Origin of the sequence: Streptomyces sp. NPDC047315 (genome assembly GCF_040643215.1) — a bacterium.
Taxonomy (GTDB): domain Bacteria; phylum Actinomycetota; class Actinomycetes; order Streptomycetales; family Streptomycetaceae; genus Streptomyces.
The window spans coordinates 160,681-181,693 of sequence record NZ_JBEYTZ010000004.1 but is presented as its reverse complement, the minus strand read 5'-3'; the positions used below and the strand labels follow the sequence as shown (position 1 = coordinate 181,693).

The window sequence follows — 21,013 nt, the reverse complement described above, 5'->3', positions numbered from 1 at the left end:
CAAGCCGCTCCCAGGCGAAGGGGAAGCACCTCGTGGCACGCATCGGTGATGGCGGCGATCTGCTCAAGTGCTCGTTCTGCGGAAAGAGCCAGAAGCAGGTGAAGAAGCTCATCGCAGGCCCCGGTGTGTACATCTGCGACGAGTGCATCGAGCTCTGTAACGAGATCATCGAGGAGGAGCTCGCGGAGACCTCCGAGGTGCGCTGGGAAGAACTTCCCAAGCCCCGCGAGATCTACGAGTTCCTGGAGGGCTACGTCGTCGGGCAGGAGCCCGCGAAGAAGGCCCTCTCCGTCGCGGTCTACAACCACTACAAGCGCGTCCAGGCCGGCGAGAACGGCGGGGCGCAGGGCCGGGACGACGCCATCGAGCTGGCGAAGTCGAACATCCTCCTGCTCGGCCCGACCGGCTCCGGCAAGACCCTGCTCGCGCAGACCCTCGCCCGGATGCTGAACGTCCCGTTCGCGATCGCCGACGCCACGGCGCTGACCGAGGCCGGGTACGTCGGCGAGGACGTCGAGAACATCCTGCTGAAGCTGATTCAGGCGGCCGACTACGACGTCAAGAAGGCCGAGACCGGGATCATCTACATCGACGAGATCGACAAGGTCGCCCGTAAGAGCGAAAACCCGTCGATCACCCGTGACGTCAGCGGCGAGGGCGTCCAGCAGGCGCTGTTGAAGATCCTGGAGGGCACCACCGCGTCGGTGCCGCCGCAGGGCGGACGCAAGCACCCGCACCAGGAGTTCATCCAGATCGACACGACGAACGTGCTGTTCATCGTGGGCGGTGCGTTCGCCGGCCTGGAGAAGATCATCGAGTCCCGCGCCGGCGCCAAGGGCATCGGCTTCGGGGCCACGATCCGCTCCAAGCGGGAGATCGAGGCGAGCGACCAGTTCCAGGAGGTCATGCCGGAGGACCTGGTGAAGTTCGGGATGATCCCCGAGTTCATCGGTCGGCTCCCGGTCATCACCTCCGTGCACAACCTCGACCGCGAGGCGCTGCTGAAGATCCTGGTCGAGCCGCGCAACGCCCTGGTCAAGCAGTACCAGCGGCTGTTCGAACTCGACGGCGTGGAGCTGGACTTCGACCGCCCCGCCCTGGAGGCCATCGCCGACCAGGCGATCCTGCGCGGGACCGGCGCGCGCGGGCTGCGCGCCATCATGGAGGAGGTCCTCCAGTCGGTGATGTACGAGGTCCCGTCCCGCAAGGACGTGGCCCGCGTCGTCATCACCGCGGACGTGGTCCGCGACAACGTGAACCCGACCCTGGTGCCCCGGATCGTGAAGAACGACGGCCGGCACGAGAAGTCGGCGTAGGACGACGCCGGTCGGCCGTACGGCCGTTACGGCAAGAAGGAGGGGGCGCCCCGCACGGGGCGCCCCCTCCTTCTCTTGTGCACCCGGGGTCAGGACACCTTGGTGCGCGAGGTGTTGTAGAGCTTCGCGGCCAGGTCGGCGACCTTGTCCTGGGCCAGCGGCGCGCCGGGCTTCTCGCCGCCCTCCAACTGCGAGATCGCGGCCATGTCCATGTGCATCACGACCACCAGGGTGCTGTAGTCGGCCCACACGCACATCGGGACCTCGAAGGGCTCCTTCTCCGAGGTGTCCTTGGCGTTCTGACACTTCATGACCGCGCCCTTGAAGCCCGCGGGCTTGTACGACTTGGCGCTGCCCAGCAGCTGCACGTCGTCCTCGCCGCCGTTGCTGGCTTCCTTGCGCACGATGTCGAAGAAGCCGTCGACGGCCTTCTCCGGGTTCTCGACCTCGCCCCAGAAGCCGGTCATCACGAGCGTCTTGCCGGTGCTCGGGTCGTCCCCGCTGCGGTAGGCGGCGCCGGCCTGGTTGGGGTTCTTGATCCCCATGGCCTCGGCGTCCTTCTTGTCGCTCTCCTTCATGTCCTTGGAGTCCGACTCGCCGCCCATGCGCTTGAAGTCGCCCACGGAGGCGGGCGGCGTCAGCTTGTAGCCCTTGGTGCTGTCGGCGACGCCGGAGCTGTCGTCGTCGCTGCCGAGCAGCAGGTAGCCGCCGGTGGCTATGACCGCGAGGGCGACCACCGCGGCACCGATGATCAGGCCCGTCTTCTTCTTCGACCCGCCGGGCGGCGGGGGCGGCACCTGGCCGGGGTAGGACGGCTGCTGGCCGTACGGGCCCGGCTGCTGGGGCTGTCCCCACTGGCCCGGCTGCTGCGGCTGACCGGCCGGGGGGTAGCCCGGCTGCTGCCCGGGCTGCGGCGGCTGCCCGGGCTGCGGCGGCTGGCCGTACGGACCGGGCTGCTGGCCCGGCTGTCCCTGCTGCGGGAAGCCGTACCCGGGGGCTCCCTGGGGGTCCGCCTGCGGGTACCCGTAACCCGGGGCACCCTGCTGTCCGGGCTGTCCGGGCGGCTGCTGCGGGAAGCCGTAGCCGGGCTGCGGCTGCTGACCAGGCTGCGGCGGCTGCCCGTAAGGACCCGGCTGCTGTCCGTACGGTCCGGGCTGCTGGGGCTGCCCGTCGTACGGGCCCGGCTGGTTGTGGCTCATTCCTCAGTTCCCCCTTGAAGGCTTTATCTGGCTCTGACATCCTCACCCACGCCCCCGCGCGGCGGGGCGACGGGGGTCACACCGTTACCGAACCTTCCCGTTTCAGTGCGGGCCCGTGACACCCCTAAACTGAGGCGCGTGACCGAGAACACTCAGCAGCAGACAGCCACCACCCCCGAACTGCCGACCCAGTACGCGCCGGCCGAGGTAGAGGGGAAGCTGTACGAGCGCTGGGTAGAGCGCGGTTACTTCGAGGCGGACGCGAAGAGCGAGAAGCCGGCGTACACCGTCGTCATCCCGCCGCCGAACGTCACGGGCTCGCTCCACATGGGCCACGCCTTCGAGCACACCCTGATCGACGCCCTCACCCGCCGCAAGCGCATGCAGGGCTTCGAGACGCTGTGGCAGCCCGGCATGGACCACGCCGGCATCGCCACCCAGAACGTCGTCGAGCGCGAACTCGCCAAGGAGGGCAAGTCCCGCCACGACCTCGGGCGCGAGGCGTTCGTCGAGCGCGTGTGGCAGTGGAAGGCGGAGTCCGGCGGCCAGATCCAGGGCCAGATGCGGCGCCTGGGCGAGGGCGTCGCGTGGAACCGCGACCGCTTCACCATGGACGAGGGCCTGTCCCGCGCCGTGCAGACCGTCTTCAAGCGGATGTACGACGAGGGGCTGATCTACCGCGCCGAGCGCATCATCAACTGGTGCCCGCGCTGTCTGACCGCCATCTCGGACATCGAGGTCGACTACCAGGACGACGAGGGCGAGCTCGTCTCGCTGAAGTACGGCGACGGCGACGAGACCCTGGTCGTGGCCACCACCCGCGCCGAGACGATGCTCGGTGACACCGCGGTCGCGGTCCACCCCGACGACGAGCGGTACGCGCACCTGATCGGCAAGCGGATCAAGCTCCCGCTGACGGACCGTTCCATCCCGGTCGTCGCCGACACCCACGTCGACCCCGAGTTCGGCACCGGCGCGGTCAAGGTGACCCCCGCCCACGACCCGAACGACTTCGCCATCGGCCAGCGCCACGGCCTGGAGTCGATCGAGGTCCTGAACGAGCGCGGCATCATCACCGTGCACGGCCCCTTCGAGGGCCTGGACCGCTTCGAGGCGCGCTCCGCGATCGTCGCCGCGCTGCGCGCCGAGGGCCGCATCGTCGCCGAGAAGCGTCCGTACACCCACTCCGTCGGCCACTGCTCGCGCTGCCGCACCACGCTGGAGCCGCGCGTGTCGCTCCAGTGGTGGGTGAAGGTCGCCCCGCTGGCGAAGGCGGCGGGCGACGCGGTCCGCGACGGGCGGGTCGCCATCCACCCCGCCGACATGACCCAGCGCTACTACGACTGGGTCGACAACATGCACGACTGGTGCATCTCGCGGCAGCTGTGGTGGGGCCACCGCATCCCGGTCTGGCACGGCCCGAACGGCGAGATGGTCGCCGTCGGCCCGGACGAGGAGCCCCCGAGCGGCGACGGCTGGTCGCAGGACCCCGACGTCCTCGACACCTGGTTCTCCTCCGGCCTGTGGCCCTTCTCCACCCTCGGCTGGCCCGAGCAGACCCCGGACCTGGCGAAGTTCTACTCCACGGACGCCCTCGTCACCGGCTACGACCTGATGTTCTTCTGGGTCGCCCGGATGATGATGTTCGGCCTCTACACCATGGACGGCCAGCCGCCGTTCCGCACGGTCGCCTTCCACGGCATGGTCCGCGACGAGTTCGGCAAGAAGATGTCGAAGTCGGCCGGCAACACCGTCAACCCGCTCGACTGGATGGACGCGTACGGCTCCGACGCCGTCCGCTTCACCCTGGCGCGCGGCGCCAACCCGGGCACGGACGTGCCGATCGGCGAGGACTGGGTCCAGGCGTCCCGCAACTTCGCCAACAAGATCTGGAACGCCACCCGCTTCGCGCTGATGAACGGCGCGACGGTGGCGGGCGAGCTGCCGGCGCCCGAGCAGCTCACGGCGGCGGACCGGTGGATCCTGTCCCGGCTGAACAAGACCGTGGCCGAGGTCGACGCGCACTACGACGACTACCAGTTCGCGAAGCTCTCGGACGCGCTGTACCACTTCGCGTGGGACGAGGTCTTCGACTGGTACGTCGAGCTGTCCAAGACGACGTACTTCGCCGGCGGCGAGCAGGCGAAGGTCTCCGCGCGCGTCCTCGGTGAGGTGCTGGACGTGACCCTGCGGCTGCTGCACCCGGTGATGCCGTTCGTCACCGAGGAGCTGTGGACGACGCTCACCGGGCGCGAGTCCGTGGTCGTCACCGAGTGGCCCGCGGACAGCGGCTTCCGCGACGAGGCGGCGGAGCGCGAGATCGAGCTGGTCCAGCGGGTCGTCACCGAGGTCCGTCGGTTCCGCTCCGACCAGGGGCTCCAGCCGGGCCAGAAGGTCCCGGCGCGCCTCGACCTGACGGGTACGGCCCTGGCGCCGCACGAGCCGGCGATCCGTCAGCTCCTGCGGCTCCAGCCGGCGGGCGACGGCTTCCAGGCGACGGCGACGCTGCCGGTCGCGGGGGCGAGCGTGGCGCTCGACCTCTCCGGCGCGATCGACGTGGCGGCGGAGCGGAAGAGGCTGGCGAAGGACCTGGCTGCGGCGGAGAAGGAGAAGGCGCAGGCGGAGGCGAAGCTGGGCAACGAGGCGTTCTTGGCGAAGGCGCCGGAGCCGGTGGTGGCGAAGATCCGCGCGCGCCTGTCCGCGGCGGAGTCCGACATCACCCGCATCTCGGGCCAGCTGACGACCCTGCCGCCGGCGTAGCCCCTGCGGGCCGCGCCGCGAAGTCCCTACCCGCCGTAGCGCCAGGGCAGCGTCGGCCCCTGCGGGTTGCGCTGTGATGGACCTACTCGCCGTTTCCCGCGCGGGAGCGTTGGTCTCTGCGGTCCGGTGGGGCTTGTTCGCGCAGTTCCGCCCCCTACGCCCAGAGGGCGTGGGGGGACCCCCAGCGCCCCTAGAACCTCCGCCCTCGGCCCGCAGACAAAGGCTGGGGGCAGCGAAACAGGGGCGCGGGGAACTGCGCGACAAGCCACCCACCGGGCCGCGGAGACCGATGCTCCCGCAGGGTCACGGCGAGATTGTCAGGGGCGCGGGGAACTGCGCGACAAGCCACGACGCACCCGCAGGGACCGATGCTCCCGCAGGGGAACGGCGGGTGTGTCAGGGGCGCGGGGGAACTACGCGGGCAACCCGCAGGGGCAAGCGCACCCGCAGGGGGACGGCGAGGGCGTCTCGGGTGCGGGGCACCGCAGTAGGTGGTCCGCGTCGACCCCGGCTCGGCCCGCCCGGAGGGCCCCCGCATCATGGGGGGATGCTCGCGCCCGCACGGTACGCCGTACTCCGCCTCGTCACGGCGGCGCGCCAGCGCACCCGCACCTGGCCCGGCTCACCGCGCGCCCTCGACGCCATCGCCGCGCTGAGCTGCTTCTCACTCATGGTGCTCGACGTGCCCGGGCTCGCCGACGCCGACAACTCGCTCACCGGGCTGACCGCCACCCTCGTGCTCGCCGCCGGCGCGGCCACGCTCGTGGCGCGGCGGCGGGCGCCCTGGGTGCCGTACGCCGTCGCGCTCGTCCTCCTCGGCTGGCTGCACGAGCTGACCCTGATCCAGTTCGCGCTGTACTCCCTGGGCCGCTTCCGCGGACGCGCGGCCGGTGTCGTCGCGACCGTCGGGTACGTCGCCTGGTCGTACGCGATGTTCCACCTGCCGGGCTGGCCCGAGCACCGCGCCGACAACCTCAGCAGCTTCCTGGGGCTGATCGTCCCCATCGGGGTGCTCGCCGCCGCCGTCGGCATCGCCGCCTACCGCCAGGACCTGGTGCGCGAACTCGCCGCGCAGCGCGCCCGCGCCGCCGTGTTCCAGGCCGTGCAGGAGGAGCGGATCTCGGTGGCGCGCGACGTGCACGACCTCGTCGGGCGGGAGCTGACCGTGCTCGCGGTCCGCGCGGAGGTGCTCGCCGCGAGGGCCCGCGGCGGCCCCCACCTCAAGGACTTCGAGGAGCTCGCGGACACCGCCCGCCGGGCCCATCTGATGCTGAACGACACCATCGTGCACCGCGCCGACGAGCGCACCGCGACCCCGGGCCTCGAAGGGCTGACCGCGCTCGCCGCCGAGAGCGAGCGGATGGGCAGCCCGGTGACGCTGGAGATCTGCCCGGCCGCGCACCACCTCTCGCCGCTGCGGCAGACCGCGGTGTACCGGGTGGTGCAGGAGTGCCTGACGAACGCCGCCAAGCACGCCCCGGGCGAGCGCGTCACCGTCGCGATCGGCCTCGACGGCGCCCGGCTGCGGGTGGCCGTCCGCAACGCGCTGCCCGCCGCGGCCCCGGTGACGGAACCGGTCTCCAGCGGCACCGGCACCTCCTCGATGCGGGAGCGGGTCACCGCCATGGGCGGCACGCTGACCGCCGGCGCGCACGAGGGCGCGTACGAGGTCGTCGCCCACCTCCCCGCAGGCCGCCTCCCGACCCGACCGTGAGCCCCCGGGCGCCCACCGCGGCCCGGACTCTAGACTGTCTCCGTGAGTGAGCACCCCGCCGAGCCGAACGGGCCCGAACCCGAGCCGCACGAGCGTGACGTCGTTGACGAGTTCCACGAGATCGTCGACGCCGAGACCGACCGCGACCCCGACCTGGCGGTGATCGAGGCCGGGAGCCGTACGCTGCGCACCCAGGGCGGCCCGCCGCAGGCCGACTCCCTGCCCGCCCGCCCCGCCGACCCCGAGGTCGACGCGGCGCTGCGCGCGGTGGAGGAGGACCTGGCGACGAGGTGGGGCGAGACCAAACTGGAGCCCTCGGTGCGGCGCATCGCCGCGCTGATGGACGTGTTGGGCGAGCCCCAGCGGGCGTACCCTTCCATCCACATCACCGGCACCAACGGCAAGACGTCCACGGCCCGCATGATCGAGGCCCTGCTGTCCGCCTTCGAGCTGCGCACCGGCCGCTACACCTCGCCGCACGTGCAGTCGATCACCGAGCGCATCAGCCTGGACGGCGCGCCGATCTCCGCCGAGCGCTTCGTCTCGACGTACGAGGACGTCAAGCCGTACGTCGAGATGGTGGACGCGGCCGAGGAGTTCCGGCTGTCCTTCTTCGAGGTGCTGACGGGCATGGCGTACGCCGCCTTTGCGGACGCGCCCGTGGACGTCGCCGTCGTCGAGGTCGGCATGGGCGGCGAGTGGGACGCGACGAACGTCATCGACGCGTCCGTCGCCGTGGTCACCCCGATAGACCTGGACCACACCGACCGCCTCGGCACCACTCCCGGCGCGATCGCCACCGAGAAGGCGGGGATCGTCAAGCAGGGCGCGACGGTGATCCTGGCCCAGCAGCCGGTGGACGCCGCGCAGGTGATGCTGAAGAAGGCCGTGGAGGTGGACGCCACGGTGGCCCGCGAGGGCATGGAGTTCGGCGTCGTCTCCCGCGAGGTCGCGGTCGGCGGCCAGATGGTGACCCTGCGCGGACTCGGCGGCGAGTACCCGGACGTCTTCCTCCCGCTGCACGGCGCCCACCAGGCGCACAACGCGGCCGTGGCGCTGGCCGCGGTGGAGGCGTTCTTCGGCGTCGGCGCGGAGCACGCGCGCGTGCTGGACGTGGACGCGATCCGTTCGGCGTTCGCCGCGGTCACCACCCCGGGACGGCTGGAAGTGGTCCGCCGCAGCCCGACGATCGTGCTGGACGCGGCGCACAACCCGGCCGGCGCGCGGGCGACCGCGGAGGCGGTCACGGAGGCGTTCGGCTTCACCCGGTTGATCGGGGTGGTGAGCACCAGCGCCGACAAGGACGTGCGCGGGGTGCTGGAGGCGTTCGAGCCGGTCTTTGCGGAGATCGTCGTCACCCAGAACTCGCAGCCCCGCGCGATGGACGTCGACGCGCTCGCCGCGCTCGCGGTGGAGGTCTTCGGCGACGACCGCGTGGTGGTCGAGCCGCGGCTGGACGGCGCGCTGGAGGCGGCGGTCACCCTCGCGGAGGAGGAGGCCGAGTACGCGGGCGCCGGTGTCCTGGTGACGGGCTCGGTGTTCACCGTCGGCGACGCCCGCCTGCTGTTGAGGAAAGGCCAGAACTGATGCGTACGCTCGCGGCTTCCACCCTGATCGGTGAGTTCTTCGTCATCGGCTTCGCCGGTCTGGTGGCGATGAAGGACGACTCCCTGACGGTGGGCACCGTCTGGACGGTCTGCGGGGTCGCGATGGTGCTGTCCCTGCTGCTGTGCGGCATGCTCTCCCGGCCCGGCGGCGTCCAGCTGGGCTGGGCGCTCCAGATCGGGCTGGTCATCAGCGGCTTCTTCGTCCCGATGATGTTCTTCCTGGGCGCCTGCTTCGCCGGCCTGTGGTGGGCGTCGATCCACTACGGGCGCAAGATCGACGAGGCCAAGGCCCGCTGGGCGGCGCAGGCGGAGGCCGAGCCCGAGCCCTCGTAGCGCGGGCACGCGCGGCACCCGGCCGGTCCGGGTGCCGCCGTGCGGGTGACGGCCTGTAACCTCACACCACCGCATTCGAATGCCTTGCAAGGAGCCGTACACATGACCCAGCGCACGCTCGTTCTCTTGAAGCCGGACGCGGTCCGCCGCAAGCTGGTCGGCGAGATCGTCGGCCGCATCGAGGCCAAGGCGGGCTGGACCATCTCGGCGCTGGAGCTGCGGCAGCTCGACCGGGAGACCCTGGAGCAGCACTACGCCGAGCACGTGGGCAAGCCGTTCTACGAGCCGCTGGTGGAGTTCATGCTCTCCGGGCCGGTCGTCGCGCTCGTGGTCGACGGCGAGCGGGTCATCGAAGGCGTACGCCGACTGGCGGGTCCCACCGACCCGATCGCCGCGGAGCCGGGCTCCATCCGGGGGGACTTCGGCACCATCGTCCGGGAGAACCTGATTCACGCCTCGGACTCCGAGGAGTCCGCCATTCGAGAGCTGAAGATTTTCTTCCCCGGTCTTTCCTGACCTGTCGTCAGCCAATCAGCGCCAAACGACGTGCGTGACCTGGGGCGACCGATGGAATTCGGTCGCCCTCCGGCATATGCGGACACTTTTCGGGAACGGATCGCAGCGACACGACGTCACCTATACAGAGGCGGTCCACCGCGCCGCCGAGTCAACGGCGGCACTACGATGGAAGCCGCCACGCCACAGAATCCACCACCGCGCCTTCCTGAAAAGCCGTCATAGCTCCATTCGGGAAGGGCGGACACATCCTCTTGGGGAAGAACATGTCGTTCATCGGCCGTGATATGGCTGTCGACCTCGGGACCGCCAACACGCTGGTGTACGTCAGGGGTCGGGGGATCGTTCTCAACGAACCGTCCGTCGTCGCCATCAACACCAACACGGGCGGCATTCTCGCCGTCGGCGCCGAGGCGAAGAAGATGATCGGGCGGACGCCGGGCAACATCGTCGCCGTCCGACCCCTGAAGGACGGCGTCATCGCCGACTTCGAGATCACCGAGCGGATGCTCCGCTACTTCATCCTGAAGATCCACAAGCGGCGGTACCTGGCCCGCCCGCGCGTCGTCGTCTGCGTGCCCTCGGGCATCACCGGCGTCGAGCGCCGCGCCGTCATCGAGGCGTCCACCCAGGCCGGCGCCCGCCAGGTGCACATCATCGAGGAGCCCATGGCCGCGGCCATCGGCTCCGGCCTCCCGGTCCACGAGGCCACCGGCAACATGGTCGTGGACATCGGCGGCGGCACCACCGAAGTCGCCGTGATCTCCCTCGGCGGAATCGTCACGGCACAGTCCATCAGGGTCGCGGGCGACGAGTTGGACAACGCGATCATCCAGCACATCAAGAAGGAGTACTCCCTCCTCCTCGGCGAGCGGACCGCGGAATCCATCAAGCTCACGATCGGCTCCGCCTACGACCTCGAACAGGACGAGCACACCGAAATCCGCGGCCGTGACCTGGTCTCCGGACTGCCGAAGACCGTCGTCATCTCCGCCGCCGAGGTCCGCAAGGCGATCGAAGAGCCGGTCAACGCCATCGTCGACGCCGTGAAGACCACCCTCGACAAGTGCCCGCCGGAGCTGTCCGGCGACGTCATGGACCGGGGCATCGTCCTCACCGGCGGCGGGGCACTGCTGCGCGGCCTGGACGAGCGGCTGCGCCGGGAGACCGGCATGCCGATCCACATCGCCGAGGATCCACTGGACTCCGTGGCGCTGGGCTCCGGCAAGTGCGTGGAGGAGTTCGAGGCGCTCCAGCAGGTCCTGGACGCCCAGCCCCGCCGCTAGCGCCCCCGCGCCGCCAGCGACTCCGCGCCGGATCCGTTCCCGTACGGGTGCCTGCCGACCCGTACGGCCGAGTCGTTCACACAACTGAGATCACAACAGAGATGTCGACATTCCTACGAGGAAGGCACGGCCGCCGCACGTGAGGGACACACGAGAGAGCCGGCTGCTCTTGGTGCTGCTGATCGCCATCGCGTTCGCACTGATCACGGTGGACATCCGCGGCGGGGAGGACTCACCGGTCGACGGCGCCCGGCAGGCCGCCGCCACCGTCTTCGGCCCGATCCAGAACGGCGTCGCCACCGCCGTAGACCCGGTCGGCAACGCCATCGGCGCGGTGCGCGACTCTGGCGAGCGCCACGACCGGATCAGCGTGCTGGAGCGGGAGAACGCAGAGCTGAAGGCGCGGCTCGGCAGCGACGACCGCAACCGCAGCAGGGCGCGCGAGCTGGACAAGATGCTCAAGACCGCCGGCGCCGGCCAGTACGGCGTCAAGGGCGCCCAGGTCATCGCCATAGGAGCGGCCCAGGGCTTCTCCTGGACCGTCACCATCGACGTCGGCTCGCGCGACGGCATCAAGCGGGACATGACCGTGCTCAACGGCGACGGGCTGGTCGGCCGGGTCACCACCGTCGGCCCCGGCACCTCCACCGTGCTGCTCGCCAACGACCCCGACTTCACCGTGGGCACGCGCATGGAGAAGACCGACGAACTGGGCTTCGCCACCGGCCAGGGCGACCGCCCGCTCTCCGTCCAACTCCTCAACGGAAAGTCCAAGGTGAAGGCGGGGGACCGACTGGTCACCTTCGGCTCGCAGGCGTCCCGGCCCTTCGTCGCCGGCGTGCCGATCGGCGAAGTGGTCCGCGTCGACCCCGCCCGCGGCGACCTGACCCGCACCATCTACGTCCGGCCTTACGTCGGCTTCAGCCGGCTCGACATCGTCGGCGTCGTCGTCCAGGCGCCCAGGACCGATCCGCGCGACGCCGTGCTGCCGCCCAAGCCGAAGCCGGTGCCCACGCCCACGGTGACCGTCACGGTGACCCCGTCCGCGCCCGCGGGCGAGCAGGCCCAGGGCGACAGCCAGGAGCTGGACCAGGGCGCGGCCCCGGACCCGGGCCAGACGCCCGACCCCGGCCAGCCCCCGAACCCGCCTCCGAACCAGCCCCCGCCCCAGGGCGCCGCCACCCCCGCGGCCCCCGGCGGTCGCACCGACGAGCAGCAGTAGGAGCTGATCCGTACATGCGTGTCAACCGGATCCTTCTCTCCACGGCCCTGGTCGTGGTCGCGCTCGTGATCCAGGTCTCCGTCCTCGCCCGGCTCCAGCTCCCGGGCGCCGTGCCCGATCTAATGCTGCTGACCGTCCTCGGACTGGCCTTCGTCTACGGGCACCTGGCCGGCGCCTTCATCGGCTTCGGCGCCGGCCTGCTGGCGGACCTCGCGCCGCCCGCCGACCACGCCCTGGGCCGGTACGCCCTGGTGCTCTGCGTCATCGGCTACCTCGCCGGCCTCGCCCGCCCCCAGGACGGCAAGCTGCGCTCCGCCACCGGCCCGATGGCCGTGGTGGTCGCCGCCGCGATCGGCTCCACGCTGCTGTACGCGGGGGTGGGCGCCCTCGTCGGCGACACCGCCGCCCGCCACGTGGGCCTGGGCGGACTGCTGTTCACCGCGGCGGTCTACGACCTGCTGCTGGCGCCGTTCACGGTGCCGTTCATCATGGCCCTCGCCCGCAAGACGGACCACGATCCGCTCGCCGAGTCCCAAAGCGGCGGCGACGTGGCCTCCGGCTGGCTCGCCTCCGGCACCGGTCTGCGGATCGGCAGCCAGCGCGGCGGGCTACGGGTGAAGACGGCGCGGACCCGGGCGAACCGCGCCGGCCGCATCAAGGGCGTCAAGCGACTGTGAGCGAGGGAGGGGAACGAGCAGCATGAGCAACATCCCGGAGACCGGGCGGACCCCCCGGGTCCAGATCCGGCTCGTCATCATCCAGATCCTGGTCTTCTCCCTCCTGCTCACCCTCGGCGGGCGCCTGTGGTACCTCCAGATCCGCAACGGTCAGGAGTACACCGACGAGGCGAAGAACAACGGCGTCCAGCGCGTCGTCCAACCCGCCGTGCGCGGTTCCATCCTGGACGCCCGCGGAGTGGCCCTCGCCGACAACGAGACCCGGCTCGTGGTCTCGGCCTCGCGCACCGAGCTGATGAAGATGCCCGACGACGGCAAGGCCGTCCTGACCCGGCTCGCCGAAGTCCTCGGCATGCAGCCGAAGGAGGTCATGGACAAGGTCCGGCTGTGCGACGCGAAGACGCCCAAGCCCTGCTGGAACGGCTCGCCCTACCAGCCGATCCCGGTCACCGACGAGGCCACCACCCAGCAGGCGCTGCAGATCCGCGAGCGCGCCGAGGACTTCGTCGGCATCACCGCCGAGCCCACCGCCGTACGCCGCTACACCGCGCCCGGCAAGGCCAACACCGCCCAGGTGCTCGGCTACCTCTCGCCCGTCACGGACGGCGAGATCGAGAAGGCCAAGGACTCCGAATCGCCCTACCTCCGCTCCGACCAGGTCGGCCGCTCGGGTCTGGAACGCACGTACGACAAGGCGCTGCGCGGCAAGGCCGGCGTGACCCGCTACGAGGTGGACAACCTGGGCCGGGTCATCGGCGAGTCCGACCGCGACGAGGCGCAGGCCGGCTCGAACCTGGTCACCTCCATCGACGCCCGGGTGCAGGCCGTCGCCGAGTACGAGCTGAACTGGGCGATGAAGGAGGCCCGCAAGACGTTCGACCGCAACACCCAGCGCACCTACAAGGCCGACGCGGGCGCGGTCGTCGTCATGGAGAACAAGACGGGCCGGGTCGTCGCCATGGCCTCGCAGCCCACGTACGACCCCAACGCCTGGGTCGGCGGCATCTCGGCCAAGGACTACGCCGCGCTGACCAGCACCGAGTCCAACTTTCCGCTGCTGAACCGGGTGATCCAGGGCCAGGCGGCCCCCGGCTCCATCTTCAAGGTGGTCTCCTCGACCGCCGCGGTCCGCGCGGGCTACGAGTTCGACGGCAACTACCCCTGCCCGTCGTCCCTGAGCTTCGGTGGCCGCGAGTTCAAGAACTTCGAGTCCAAGGGGTACGGCTCCATCAGCCTGGGCCGTGCGCTGGAGGTCTCCTGCGACACCGTCTACTACGGCCTCGCGTACAACGAGTGGCAGAAGGACGGCGGCATCAAGCCGAAGAAGGACAGCAAGGACTGGTTCTACCGGACCGCGCACGACTTCGGCCTCGGCAAGGAGACCGGGATCGACCTGCCCAACGAGGTCAAGGGCCGGGTTCCGGACCGCGAGTGGAAGCAGAAGTTCTGGGAGGCCAACAAGGAGTCCTGGTGCAAGACCGGGAAGAAGGGCGGGGACTACGCCGAGCAGGTCGCGTACGAGAACTGCCTCGAAGGCAACCAGATGCGCGCCGGTGACTCCGTCAACTACTCCATCGGGCAGGGCGACATCCTCGTCACGCCGATACAGATGGCGACGATCTACAGCGCCATCGCCAACGGCGGCACCCTCTACGACCCCACCATCGGCAAGGCGGTCATCAGCCCGGACGGCAAGTCCGTGCAGGAGATCAAGCCCAAGTCGCACGGCAAGCTGCCGATGGACCGCAAGACCAGGGACAAGATAGACAAGGCCCTCGCGGGAGTCGTGACCAACGGTTCGGCCGCCTGGCGGTTCCAGGGCTGGCCGCACGACAAGATCCCGATGCACGCCAAGACGGGCACCGCCGAGGTCTTCGGCAAGCAGACGACCTCCTGGTTCACCACGTACACCGACGACTTCACGATCGTGATGACGATCTCCCAGGGCGGTACGGGCTCCGGCGCGTCGGGACCGGCCGTCCGCAACATCTACGAGGCGATGTACGGCCTCAACGAGAAGGGCGAGCAGGACCTCAAGCGGGCGCTGCTGCCCAAGCCGCAGACGTCGCTGCCCAAGGTCGAGCCGGACGGCACCATCGAGGCGCCGGAGGTCAAGCCGTACGAGCCGCCGAAGCCGGAGGAAGAGGCCGGCGAGCCGCTGGGCGACCAGCAGAACCAGAACCAGCAGAACCAGAACCAACAGGATCAAGACCAGAACCAGAACCAGAACCAGAACCAACAGGACCAGCAGCAGGACCGAGACACCGACCAGCTCGCGGGCCCGCCCGCTCGGAGGGACTAAACGGCATGGCCAGCACCAATGGCTTCTCCGTCTCCGGATACGGCCCCAAGCGCGGCGGCCTGTGGGCCCAGTTCAGCTCCCGGGACTCGATGGTCCGGCGACTGGACTGGCCGCTGCTCTTCTCCGCCCTCGCGCTCTCCGCCATCGGCTCCCTGCTGGTCTGGTCGGCCACGCGCAACCGCACCGAGCTGAACCAGGGCGACCCGTACTACTTCCTCTTCCGCCACGTCCTCAACACCGGCATCGGGCTCGCCCTGATGGTCGGCACCATCTGGCTCGGCCACCGCACCCTGCGCGGTGCCGTGCCGGTGCTGTACGGGATCTCGATCCTGCTGATCCTGCTGGTGCTGACCCCCGTCGGCGCCACCATCAACGGTGCCCACGCCTGGATCGTGATCGGCGGCGGCTTCTCCATCCAGCCGTCCGAGTTCGTGAAGATCACCATCATCCTCGGGATGGCGATGCTGCTGGCGGCCCGGGTGGACGCCGGCGACACCCTCCACCCCGACCACCGCACCGTCGCCAAGTCGCTGGTGCTCGCCGCCGTGCCGATGGCCATCGTGATGCTGATGCCCGACCTCGGCTCCGTGATGGTCATGGTGGTGATCGTGCTCGGGGTGCTGCTGGCCTCGGGCGCCCCCAACCGCTGGATCCTCGGTCTGATCGGCAGCGGAGTGGTCGGCGCGGTCCTCGTGGCCGCTCTCGGACTGCTCGACGAGTATCAGATCAACCGCTTCGCGGCCTTCGCCAACCCGGCGCTGGACCCCGCGGGCGTCGGCTACAACACCAACCAGGCCCGGATCGCGATCGGCTCCGGCGGACTGACCGGCACCGGCCTGTTCAAGGGCTCCCAGACCACCGGTCAGTTCGTCCCCGAGCAGCAGACCGACTTCGTCTTCACCGTCGCCGGCGAGGAGCTGGGCTTCCTGGGCGCGGCGCTGATACTGCTCCTGCTCGGTGTGGTGCTCTGGCGCGCCTGCCGCATCGCCCGGGAGACCACCGAGCTGTACGGCACGATCGTCGCCGCCGGCATCATCGCCTGGTTCGCCTTCCAGTCCTTCGAGAACATCGGCATGACGCTCGGCATCATGCCGGTGGCCGGGCTGCCGCTGCCCTTCGTGTCCTACGGCGGATCCTCGATGTTCGCCGTCTGGGTGGCGATCGGACTGCTCCAGTCGATCAGGGTCCAGCGGCCCATGAGCGCGTGAAACGGCGGCCGGCCCCGACCGGGGCCGGCCGCCGGAGTGACACCGGTGCCGTTCTCGCACTGCCGTGGTGAATCATCCCGAACTAGATTCGATACATGGCGGACACTAAGCGCGAGATCGAGCGGAAGTACGAAGCCACCCCCGAGACCCGACTGCCGGACCTGACCCGGGTGGGCGGGGTCTCGACCGTCCACGACCTGGGCGTCCAGGAACTCGACGCCGTCTACTACGACACCACCGACCTGCGGCTGGCCGCCGCGTCCATCACCCTGCGCCGGCGCACCGGCGGCGACGACGCCGGCTGGCACCTCAAACTGCCGGTCGCACCGGGAGTGCGGGACGAGATCCGGGCGGCCCTGTCGCCGGCCTTGCCGCGCCGTCTGAAAGCGCTGGCCAGGGCCCGCACCCGGGACGCCGAGCTGGTCCCCGTCGTACGACTGCGCTCCTCCCGGCAGGTCACGCAGCTGCTGGCCGAGGACGGCACCCCACTGGCGGAACTGAGCCGGGACGCCGTACGGGCCGAGCGCCTGGACGACGGCCGCACCGCCGCCTGGGACGAGATCGAGGTCGAGCTGGCAGACGACGGCGACCCCGCACTGCTCGCCAAGGTCGACAAGAAGTTCCGCAAGGCCGGCATCCCGGCCTCCGCGTCGCCGTCGAAGCTCGCCCGCGCCCTGGACGAGACCGGGCTGAGCGTGCCGCCGCAGGCCACGGCGCCGGCCGACGCACCGCAGGACGAAGCGCCCGGCGACGCGGGCGAGCACGTCCTGGTCTATCTGCGCGAGCAGGTGGCGGCCCTGCTGGCGTACGACCCGGGGGTACGGCGCGACCTGCCCGACGCCGTCCACCAGATGCGGGTCGCCACCCGCCGGCTGCGCAGTGCGTTCCGCACGTACCGCAAGGTCCTGGACCGGGACGTCACCGACCCGGTGGGCGAGGAGCTGAAGTGGCTCGCCGGCGAGCTGGGCGTGGCCCGGGACACCGAGGTGCTGGCCGAGCGGCTGCGCGCCCGGATCGACGCCCTGCCCAGGGTCCTGCTGCTCGGGCCGGTGCGCGGACGGCTGCGCAGATGGACCGCGGCCCGCGGCTCCGGCTCGCGCCGCCGCGCCGTCGCCGCCCTCGACGGCAAGCGCTACCTCGCCCTGCTGGGCTCCCTGGACGCCCTGCTCGCCGACCCGCCGCGGCTCAAGCAGGCCGGCGGCGCCCCCGACGTCGTCCTGCCGCGGGCGGTGATCAAGGACTACGAGCGGCTGGCGGGCCGCGTCGAGCACGCCTTGGCGCTGCCCCCGGGCCACGAGCGGGACCTCGCCATGCACGACGCCCGCAAGGCGGCCAAGCGGGCCCGGTACGCCGGCGAGGCGGCCACCGCGGCGCTGGGCCGGCCCGCGCGCCGGTTCGCCAAGCGGATGAAGGCCGTGCAGTCCCTGCTGGGCGACCACCAGGACAGCGTGGTGGCCCGCGACACCCTGCGCGACCTGGGAATCCAGGCGCACGCCTCGGGGGAGTCGGCGTTCACCTGGGGCCTGCTGTACGGGCAGGAGCAGCGGGCCGCGGCCGACCGCGAGCGGGAGTTGCCGCAGGTCTGGGCGGACGCCGCGGACGAGAACCTGCGCGCGGCCCTCAGCGGCTAGGAGTTCGCAACCGGCCCGCCCGCAACGGGCGGGCCCGGTGGGGGCTGAGGGGCCGGCTTCCGTCGGTTAGGCTGGATGGTCACCCCCGCCAGCTCACGAAAGCTCTGAGATCCCTGAGATGTCTGCTGCCGAGTCGGTCTTCCCACAGCTCGAAGCACTGCTCCCGCACGTGCAGAAGCCGATCCAGTACGTCGGCGGAGAGCTGAACTCCACCGTCAAGCCGTGGGAGTCGTGTGACGTCCGCTGGGCGCTGATGTACCCGGACGCGTACGAGGTCGGACTGCCCAACCAGGGCGTCATGATCCTCTACGAGGTGCTGAACGAGCGCGAGGGCGTGCTCGCCGAGCGCACCTACAGCGTGTGGCCCGACATGGAGGAGCTGATGCGCGAGCACGGCGTCCCCCAGTTCACCGTGGACTCCCACCGCCCCGTCGGCGCCTTCGACGTCCTCGGCATGAGCTTCTCCACCGAGCTCGGCTACACCAACATGCTCACCGCCCTGGACCTCGCGGGCATTCCGCTGGAGGCCAAGGACCGCGGCGTGGACCACCCGATCGTGCTCGCCGGCGGCCATGCCGCCTTCAACCCCGAGCCGATCGCCGACTTCGTCGACTGCGCCGTCATCGGCGACGGCGAGCAGGCCGTCCTCGACATCACCGAGATCATCCGCGCCTGGAAGGCGGACGGCCGGCCCGGTGGCCGCGAAGAGCTGCTGCTGCGCCTGGCGAAGACCGGCGGGGTGTACGTCCCGCGCTTCTACGACGTCGAGTACCTGCCCGACGGTCGCATCGGCCGCGTCGTGCCCAACCGCTCCGGCGTGCCGTGGCGGGTGTCGAAGCACACCGTCATGGACCTCGACGAGTGGCCGTACCCGAAGCAGCCGCTGGTCCCGCTCGCCGAGACCGTGCACGAGCGGATGTCGGTGGAGATCTTCCGCGGCTGCACCCGCGGCTGTCGCTTCTGCCAGGCCGGCATGATCACCCGCCCGGTGCGCGAGCGCAGCATCACCGGCATCGGCGAGATGGTCGACAAGGGCCTGAAGGCGACCGGCTTCGAGGAGGTCGGCCTGCTGTCGCTGTCCAGCGCCGACCACTCCGAGATCGGGGAGGTCGCCAAGGGCCTCGCCGACCGGTACACCGAGGACAAGATCGGGCTGTCGCTCCCGTCCACCCGCGTCGACGCCTTCAACGTCGACCTGGCGAACGAACTCACCCGCAACGGCCGCCGCTCCGGCCTCACCTTCGCCCCAGAGGGCGGCTCCGAGCGGATGCGCAAGGTCATCAACAAGATGGTCTCGGAGGAGGACCTGATCCGCACGGTCGCCACCGCCTACGGCAACGGCTGGCGCCAGGTGAAGCTGTACTTCATGTGCGGTCTGCCCACCGAGACCGACGAGGACGTCCTCCAGATCGGCGACATGGCGGTCAACGTCATCGCCAAGGGCCGCGAGGTCTCCCGCTCCAACGACATCCGCTGCACGGTCTCCATCGGCGGTTTCGTGCCCAAGCCGCACACCCCCTTCCAGTGGGCCCCGCAGCTGTCCGCCGAGGCCACCGACGCGCGGCTGGAGAAGCTGCGCGACAAGATCCGCGGGGACAAGAAGTACGGCCGCTCCATCGGCTTCCGCTACCACGACGGCAAGCCCGGCATCGTCGAGGGCCTGCTCTCGCGCGGCGACCGCCGCGTGGGCGCCGTCATCCGCGCCGTCTACGAGGACGGCGGACGCTTCGACGGCTGGCGCGAGCACTTCTCGTACGACCGCTGGATGGCGTGCGCGGACAAGGCGCTGCCCGAGCTCGGCGTGGACGTCGACTGGTACACCACGCGGGAGCGCACCTACGAGGAGGTCCTGCCCTGGGACCACCTGGACTCCGGTCTGGACAAGGACTGGCTCTGGGAGGACTGGCAGGACGCGCTCGACGAGACCGAGGTCGAGGACTGCCGGTGGACTCCGTGCTTCGACTGCGGGGTCTGCCCGCAGATGGGCACCGAGATCCAGATCGGCCCCACGGGCAAGAAGCTGCTCCCGCTGACGGTCGTCAAGTAGCTGCGCCGGCGCGGTCCCGCCGTAATGAGTGTGCGTGATGGCGTCTGCGGCCCCGTGGCTGGTCGCACACGCCATCACTGCTCAGCCGGCACGGCGGGACCGCGCCCGCCGAAGTGAACCGCCGCGGAACCGGGGGAACCGGTTGTGGTCGCTGCGCGTACTCTGGGTAGGAGAACGACTGTCGCCCGAGCGGCGGCCGGGCCCGAGGTCTCCCCGCGCACGCGGGTGCGAGCCGGGCCGGCCCCTCCACGCGACACCCGCATTCCGAGGGCGGCGCCCACCCGCGCCCGCCCCGCACCGAGGAGAAGAACCACTGGGCAAGCGACAGCCCGAAGGCCCGCCGCCCGCACCCGCGGTCCAGCGCATCCGCCTGCGCTACACCAAGCGCGGTCGCCTCCGGTTCACCAGTCACCGCGACTTCCAGCGCGCTTTCGAGCGCGCGCTGCGCCGGGCCGAAGTGCCCATGGCGTACTCCGCGGGCTTCACCCCGCACCCCAAGGTCTCGTACGCCAACGCCGCACCCACCGGTACGGGCAGCGAGGCCGAGTACCTGGAGATCGCCCTCGTCGAGCAGCGCGATCCCGACGCCCTGCGCGAGCTGCTGGACGAATCGCTGCCGGGCGGGCTCGACGTCGTCGACGCCGTCGAGGTGCGGACCTCCGGGTTCGCCGACCGGCTCACCGCCTCCGAGTGGGAGCTGCGGCTCGACGGGGTCGCGGTCGAGGACGCGGAGAAGGCCGTCGCGGCCTTCCTCGCGGCCGACGCCGTCGAGGTCGAGCGGCGCACGAAGAACGGCATGCGCGCCTTCGACGCCCGCGGCCCCGTCGCCGGGCTCGAAGCGCACGCACCGCTGCCTGATAGGCCGACGCAGGGGCCCTGTGCGATACTGCGGCTGGTGGTACGGCACGTGACACCTGCCGTACGACCCGACGACGTCCTGTCCGGTCTCCGCGCTGTGGCCGACCTGGCGCCGCCGGTCCCCGCAGCGGTGACCAGGCTGGCGCAGGGGCTCTTCGACGAGGAGTCCGGCACGGTGACCGACCCGCTCGCGCTCGACCGCGAGGCAGCTCCGACCGCTTGACCCAAGGCCGTCGGGGCCGCCGCCCCCCAGTAACGCCGGGGGAGTTCGCGACGGCGCCCGAAGGTCCCGCCGCTCAGGCAGTCGTCGCAGCGCGGCCCTCGTACCAGGAAGCCA

At 70.8% G+C, this 21,013-nt stretch carries 15 protein-coding genes; 14 read left to right on the top strand and 1 reads right to left on the bottom strand.

All coding sequences use genetic code 11. The features are described 5' to 3' along the window. Positions 1-32 precede the first annotated feature (32 nt). Positions 33-1,316, top strand: coding sequence for an ATP-dependent Clp protease ATP-binding subunit ClpX (gene clpX / locus ABZ842_RS05850; protein WP_361532255.1), 1,284 nt, complete (start codon positions 33-35; stop codon positions 1,314-1,316). Positions 1,317-1,405: 89 nt separating this feature from the next. On the opposite strand, the gene ABZ842_RS05845 is transcribed toward clpX, so the two are convergent. After that, positions 1,406-2,515 (bottom strand): hypothetical protein, encoded by a 1,110-nt coding sequence (locus ABZ842_RS05845; protein ID WP_361532252.1) that lies wholly within the window; start codon positions 2,513-2,515, stop codon positions 1,406-1,408. 138 nt (positions 2,516-2,653) lie between these two features. On the opposite strand from ABZ842_RS05845, the gene ABZ842_RS05840 reads away from it, so the two are divergent. The 13 genes from ABZ842_RS05840 to ABZ842_RS05780 all read left to right on the top strand — a co-directional run bounded on the left by ABZ842_RS05840 (position 2,654) and on the right by ABZ842_RS05780 (position 20,899). Continuing rightward, positions 2,654-5,275 (top strand): valine--tRNA ligase, encoded by a 2,622-nt coding sequence (locus ABZ842_RS05840; RefSeq protein WP_361532249.1) that lies wholly within the window; start codon positions 2,654-2,656, stop codon positions 5,273-5,275. A gap of 547 nt (positions 5,276-5,822) precedes the next feature. Continuing rightward, entirely contained in the window at positions 5,823-6,989 is a 1,167-nt protein-coding gene (locus tag ABZ842_RS05835; RefSeq protein WP_361532246.1) for an ATP-binding protein, read from the top strand. Positions 6,990-7,031: 42 nt separating this feature from the next. Continuing rightward, positions 7,032-8,576 carry a folylpolyglutamate synthase/dihydrofolate synthase family protein gene (locus tag ABZ842_RS05830; protein ID WP_361532243.1) on the top strand — a complete coding sequence of 515 codons (1,545 nt, stop codon included), beginning with the start codon at positions 7,032-7,034 and terminating at the stop codon, positions 8,574-8,576. Further along, entirely contained in the window at positions 8,576-8,929 is a 354-nt protein-coding gene (locus ABZ842_RS05825) for a DUF4233 domain-containing protein (protein WP_361532240.1), read from the top strand. Before ABZ842_RS05830 ends, ABZ842_RS05825 begins: the two co-directional genes overlap by 1 nt. Positions 8,930-9,031: 102 nt before the next feature. Further along, entirely contained in the window at positions 9,032-9,445 is a 414-nt protein-coding gene (gene ndk, locus ABZ842_RS05820) for a nucleoside-diphosphate kinase (protein WP_361532237.1), read from the top strand. 266 nt (positions 9,446-9,711) lie between these two features. Next, positions 9,712-10,731, top strand: coding sequence for a rod shape-determining protein (locus tag ABZ842_RS05815; RefSeq protein WP_361532234.1), 1,020 nt, complete (start codon positions 9,712-9,714; stop codon positions 10,729-10,731). 139 nt (positions 10,732-10,870) lie between these two features. Then, the gene (gene mreC, locus ABZ842_RS05810; protein ID WP_361532231.1) at positions 10,871-11,953 is read left to right on the top strand and encodes a rod shape-determining protein MreC; all 1,083 of its coding nucleotides are present in this window, start codon (positions 10,871-10,873) and stop codon (positions 11,951-11,953) included. A 14-nt stretch (positions 11,954-11,967) separates the two neighbouring features. Continuing rightward, the gene (gene mreD / locus ABZ842_RS05805) at positions 11,968-12,630 is read left to right on the top strand and encodes a rod shape-determining protein MreD (protein ID WP_361532228.1); all 663 of its coding nucleotides are present in this window, start codon (positions 11,968-11,970) and stop codon (positions 12,628-12,630) included. 22 nt (positions 12,631-12,652) lie between these two features. Continuing rightward, positions 12,653-14,932, top strand: a complete 2,280-nt coding sequence (mrdA, locus tag ABZ842_RS05800; RefSeq protein ID WP_361532225.1) for a penicillin-binding protein 2 — start codon at positions 12,653-12,655, stop codon at positions 14,930-14,932. Positions 14,933-14,937: 5 nt separating this feature from the next. Beyond that, positions 14,938-16,140: a rod shape-determining protein RodA gene (gene rodA / locus ABZ842_RS05795; RefSeq protein WP_361532222.1), complete on the top strand. Its 1,203-nt coding sequence runs from the start codon at positions 14,938-14,940 to the stop codon at positions 16,138-16,140. Positions 16,141-16,235: 95 nt separating this feature from the next. Continuing rightward, the gene (locus tag ABZ842_RS05790; protein ID WP_361532219.1) at positions 16,236-17,771 is read left to right on the top strand and encodes a CYTH and CHAD domain-containing protein; all 1,536 of its coding nucleotides are present in this window, start codon (positions 16,236-16,238) and stop codon (positions 17,769-17,771) included. Positions 17,772-17,889: 118 nt separating this feature from the next. Further along, the gene (locus ABZ842_RS05785) at positions 17,890-19,818 is read left to right on the top strand and encodes a TIGR03960 family B12-binding radical SAM protein (RefSeq protein WP_361532216.1); all 1,929 of its coding nucleotides are present in this window, start codon (positions 17,890-17,892) and stop codon (positions 19,816-19,818) included. A gap of 313 nt (positions 19,819-20,131) precedes the next feature. After that, positions 20,132-20,899 carry a TIGR03936 family radical SAM-associated protein gene (locus tag ABZ842_RS05780; RefSeq protein WP_361532685.1) on the top strand — a complete coding sequence of 256 codons (768 nt, stop codon included), beginning with the start codon at positions 20,132-20,134 and terminating at the stop codon, positions 20,897-20,899. Positions 20,900-21,013 lie beyond the last annotated feature (114 nt).

Coding starts and splice junctions, on each gene's coding strand:
- mreD (WP_361532228.1), top strand. CDS start 11,968: ATGCGTGTCAACCGGATCCTTCTCTCCACGGCCCTGGTCGTGGTCGCG.
- ABZ842_RS05845 (WP_361532252.1), bottom strand. CDS start 2,515: ATGAGCCACAACCAGCCGGGCCCGTACGACGGGCAGCCCCAGCAGCCC.
- ABZ842_RS05790 (WP_361532219.1), top strand. CDS start 16,236: ATGGCGGACACTAAGCGCGAGATCGAGCGGAAGTACGAAGCCACCCCC.
- ABZ842_RS05825 (WP_361532240.1), top strand. CDS start 8,576: ATGCGTACGCTCGCGGCTTCCACCCTGATCGGTGAGTTCTTCGTCATC.
- ABZ842_RS05785 (WP_361532216.1), top strand. CDS start 17,890: ATGTCTGCTGCCGAGTCGGTCTTCCCACAGCTCGAAGCACTGCTCCCG.
- mrdA (WP_361532225.1), top strand. CDS start 12,653: ATGAGCAACATCCCGGAGACCGGGCGGACCCCCCGGGTCCAGATCCGG.
- ABZ842_RS05815 (WP_361532234.1), top strand. CDS start 9,712: ATGTCGTTCATCGGCCGTGATATGGCTGTCGACCTCGGGACCGCCAAC.
- ABZ842_RS05835 (WP_361532246.1), top strand. CDS start 5,823: ATGCTCGCGCCCGCACGGTACGCCGTACTCCGCCTCGTCACGGCGGCG.
- rodA (WP_361532222.1), top strand. CDS start 14,938: ATGGCCAGCACCAATGGCTTCTCCGTCTCCGGATACGGCCCCAAGCGC.
- ndk (WP_361532237.1), top strand. CDS start 9,032: ATGACCCAGCGCACGCTCGTTCTCTTGAAGCCGGACGCGGTCCGCCGC.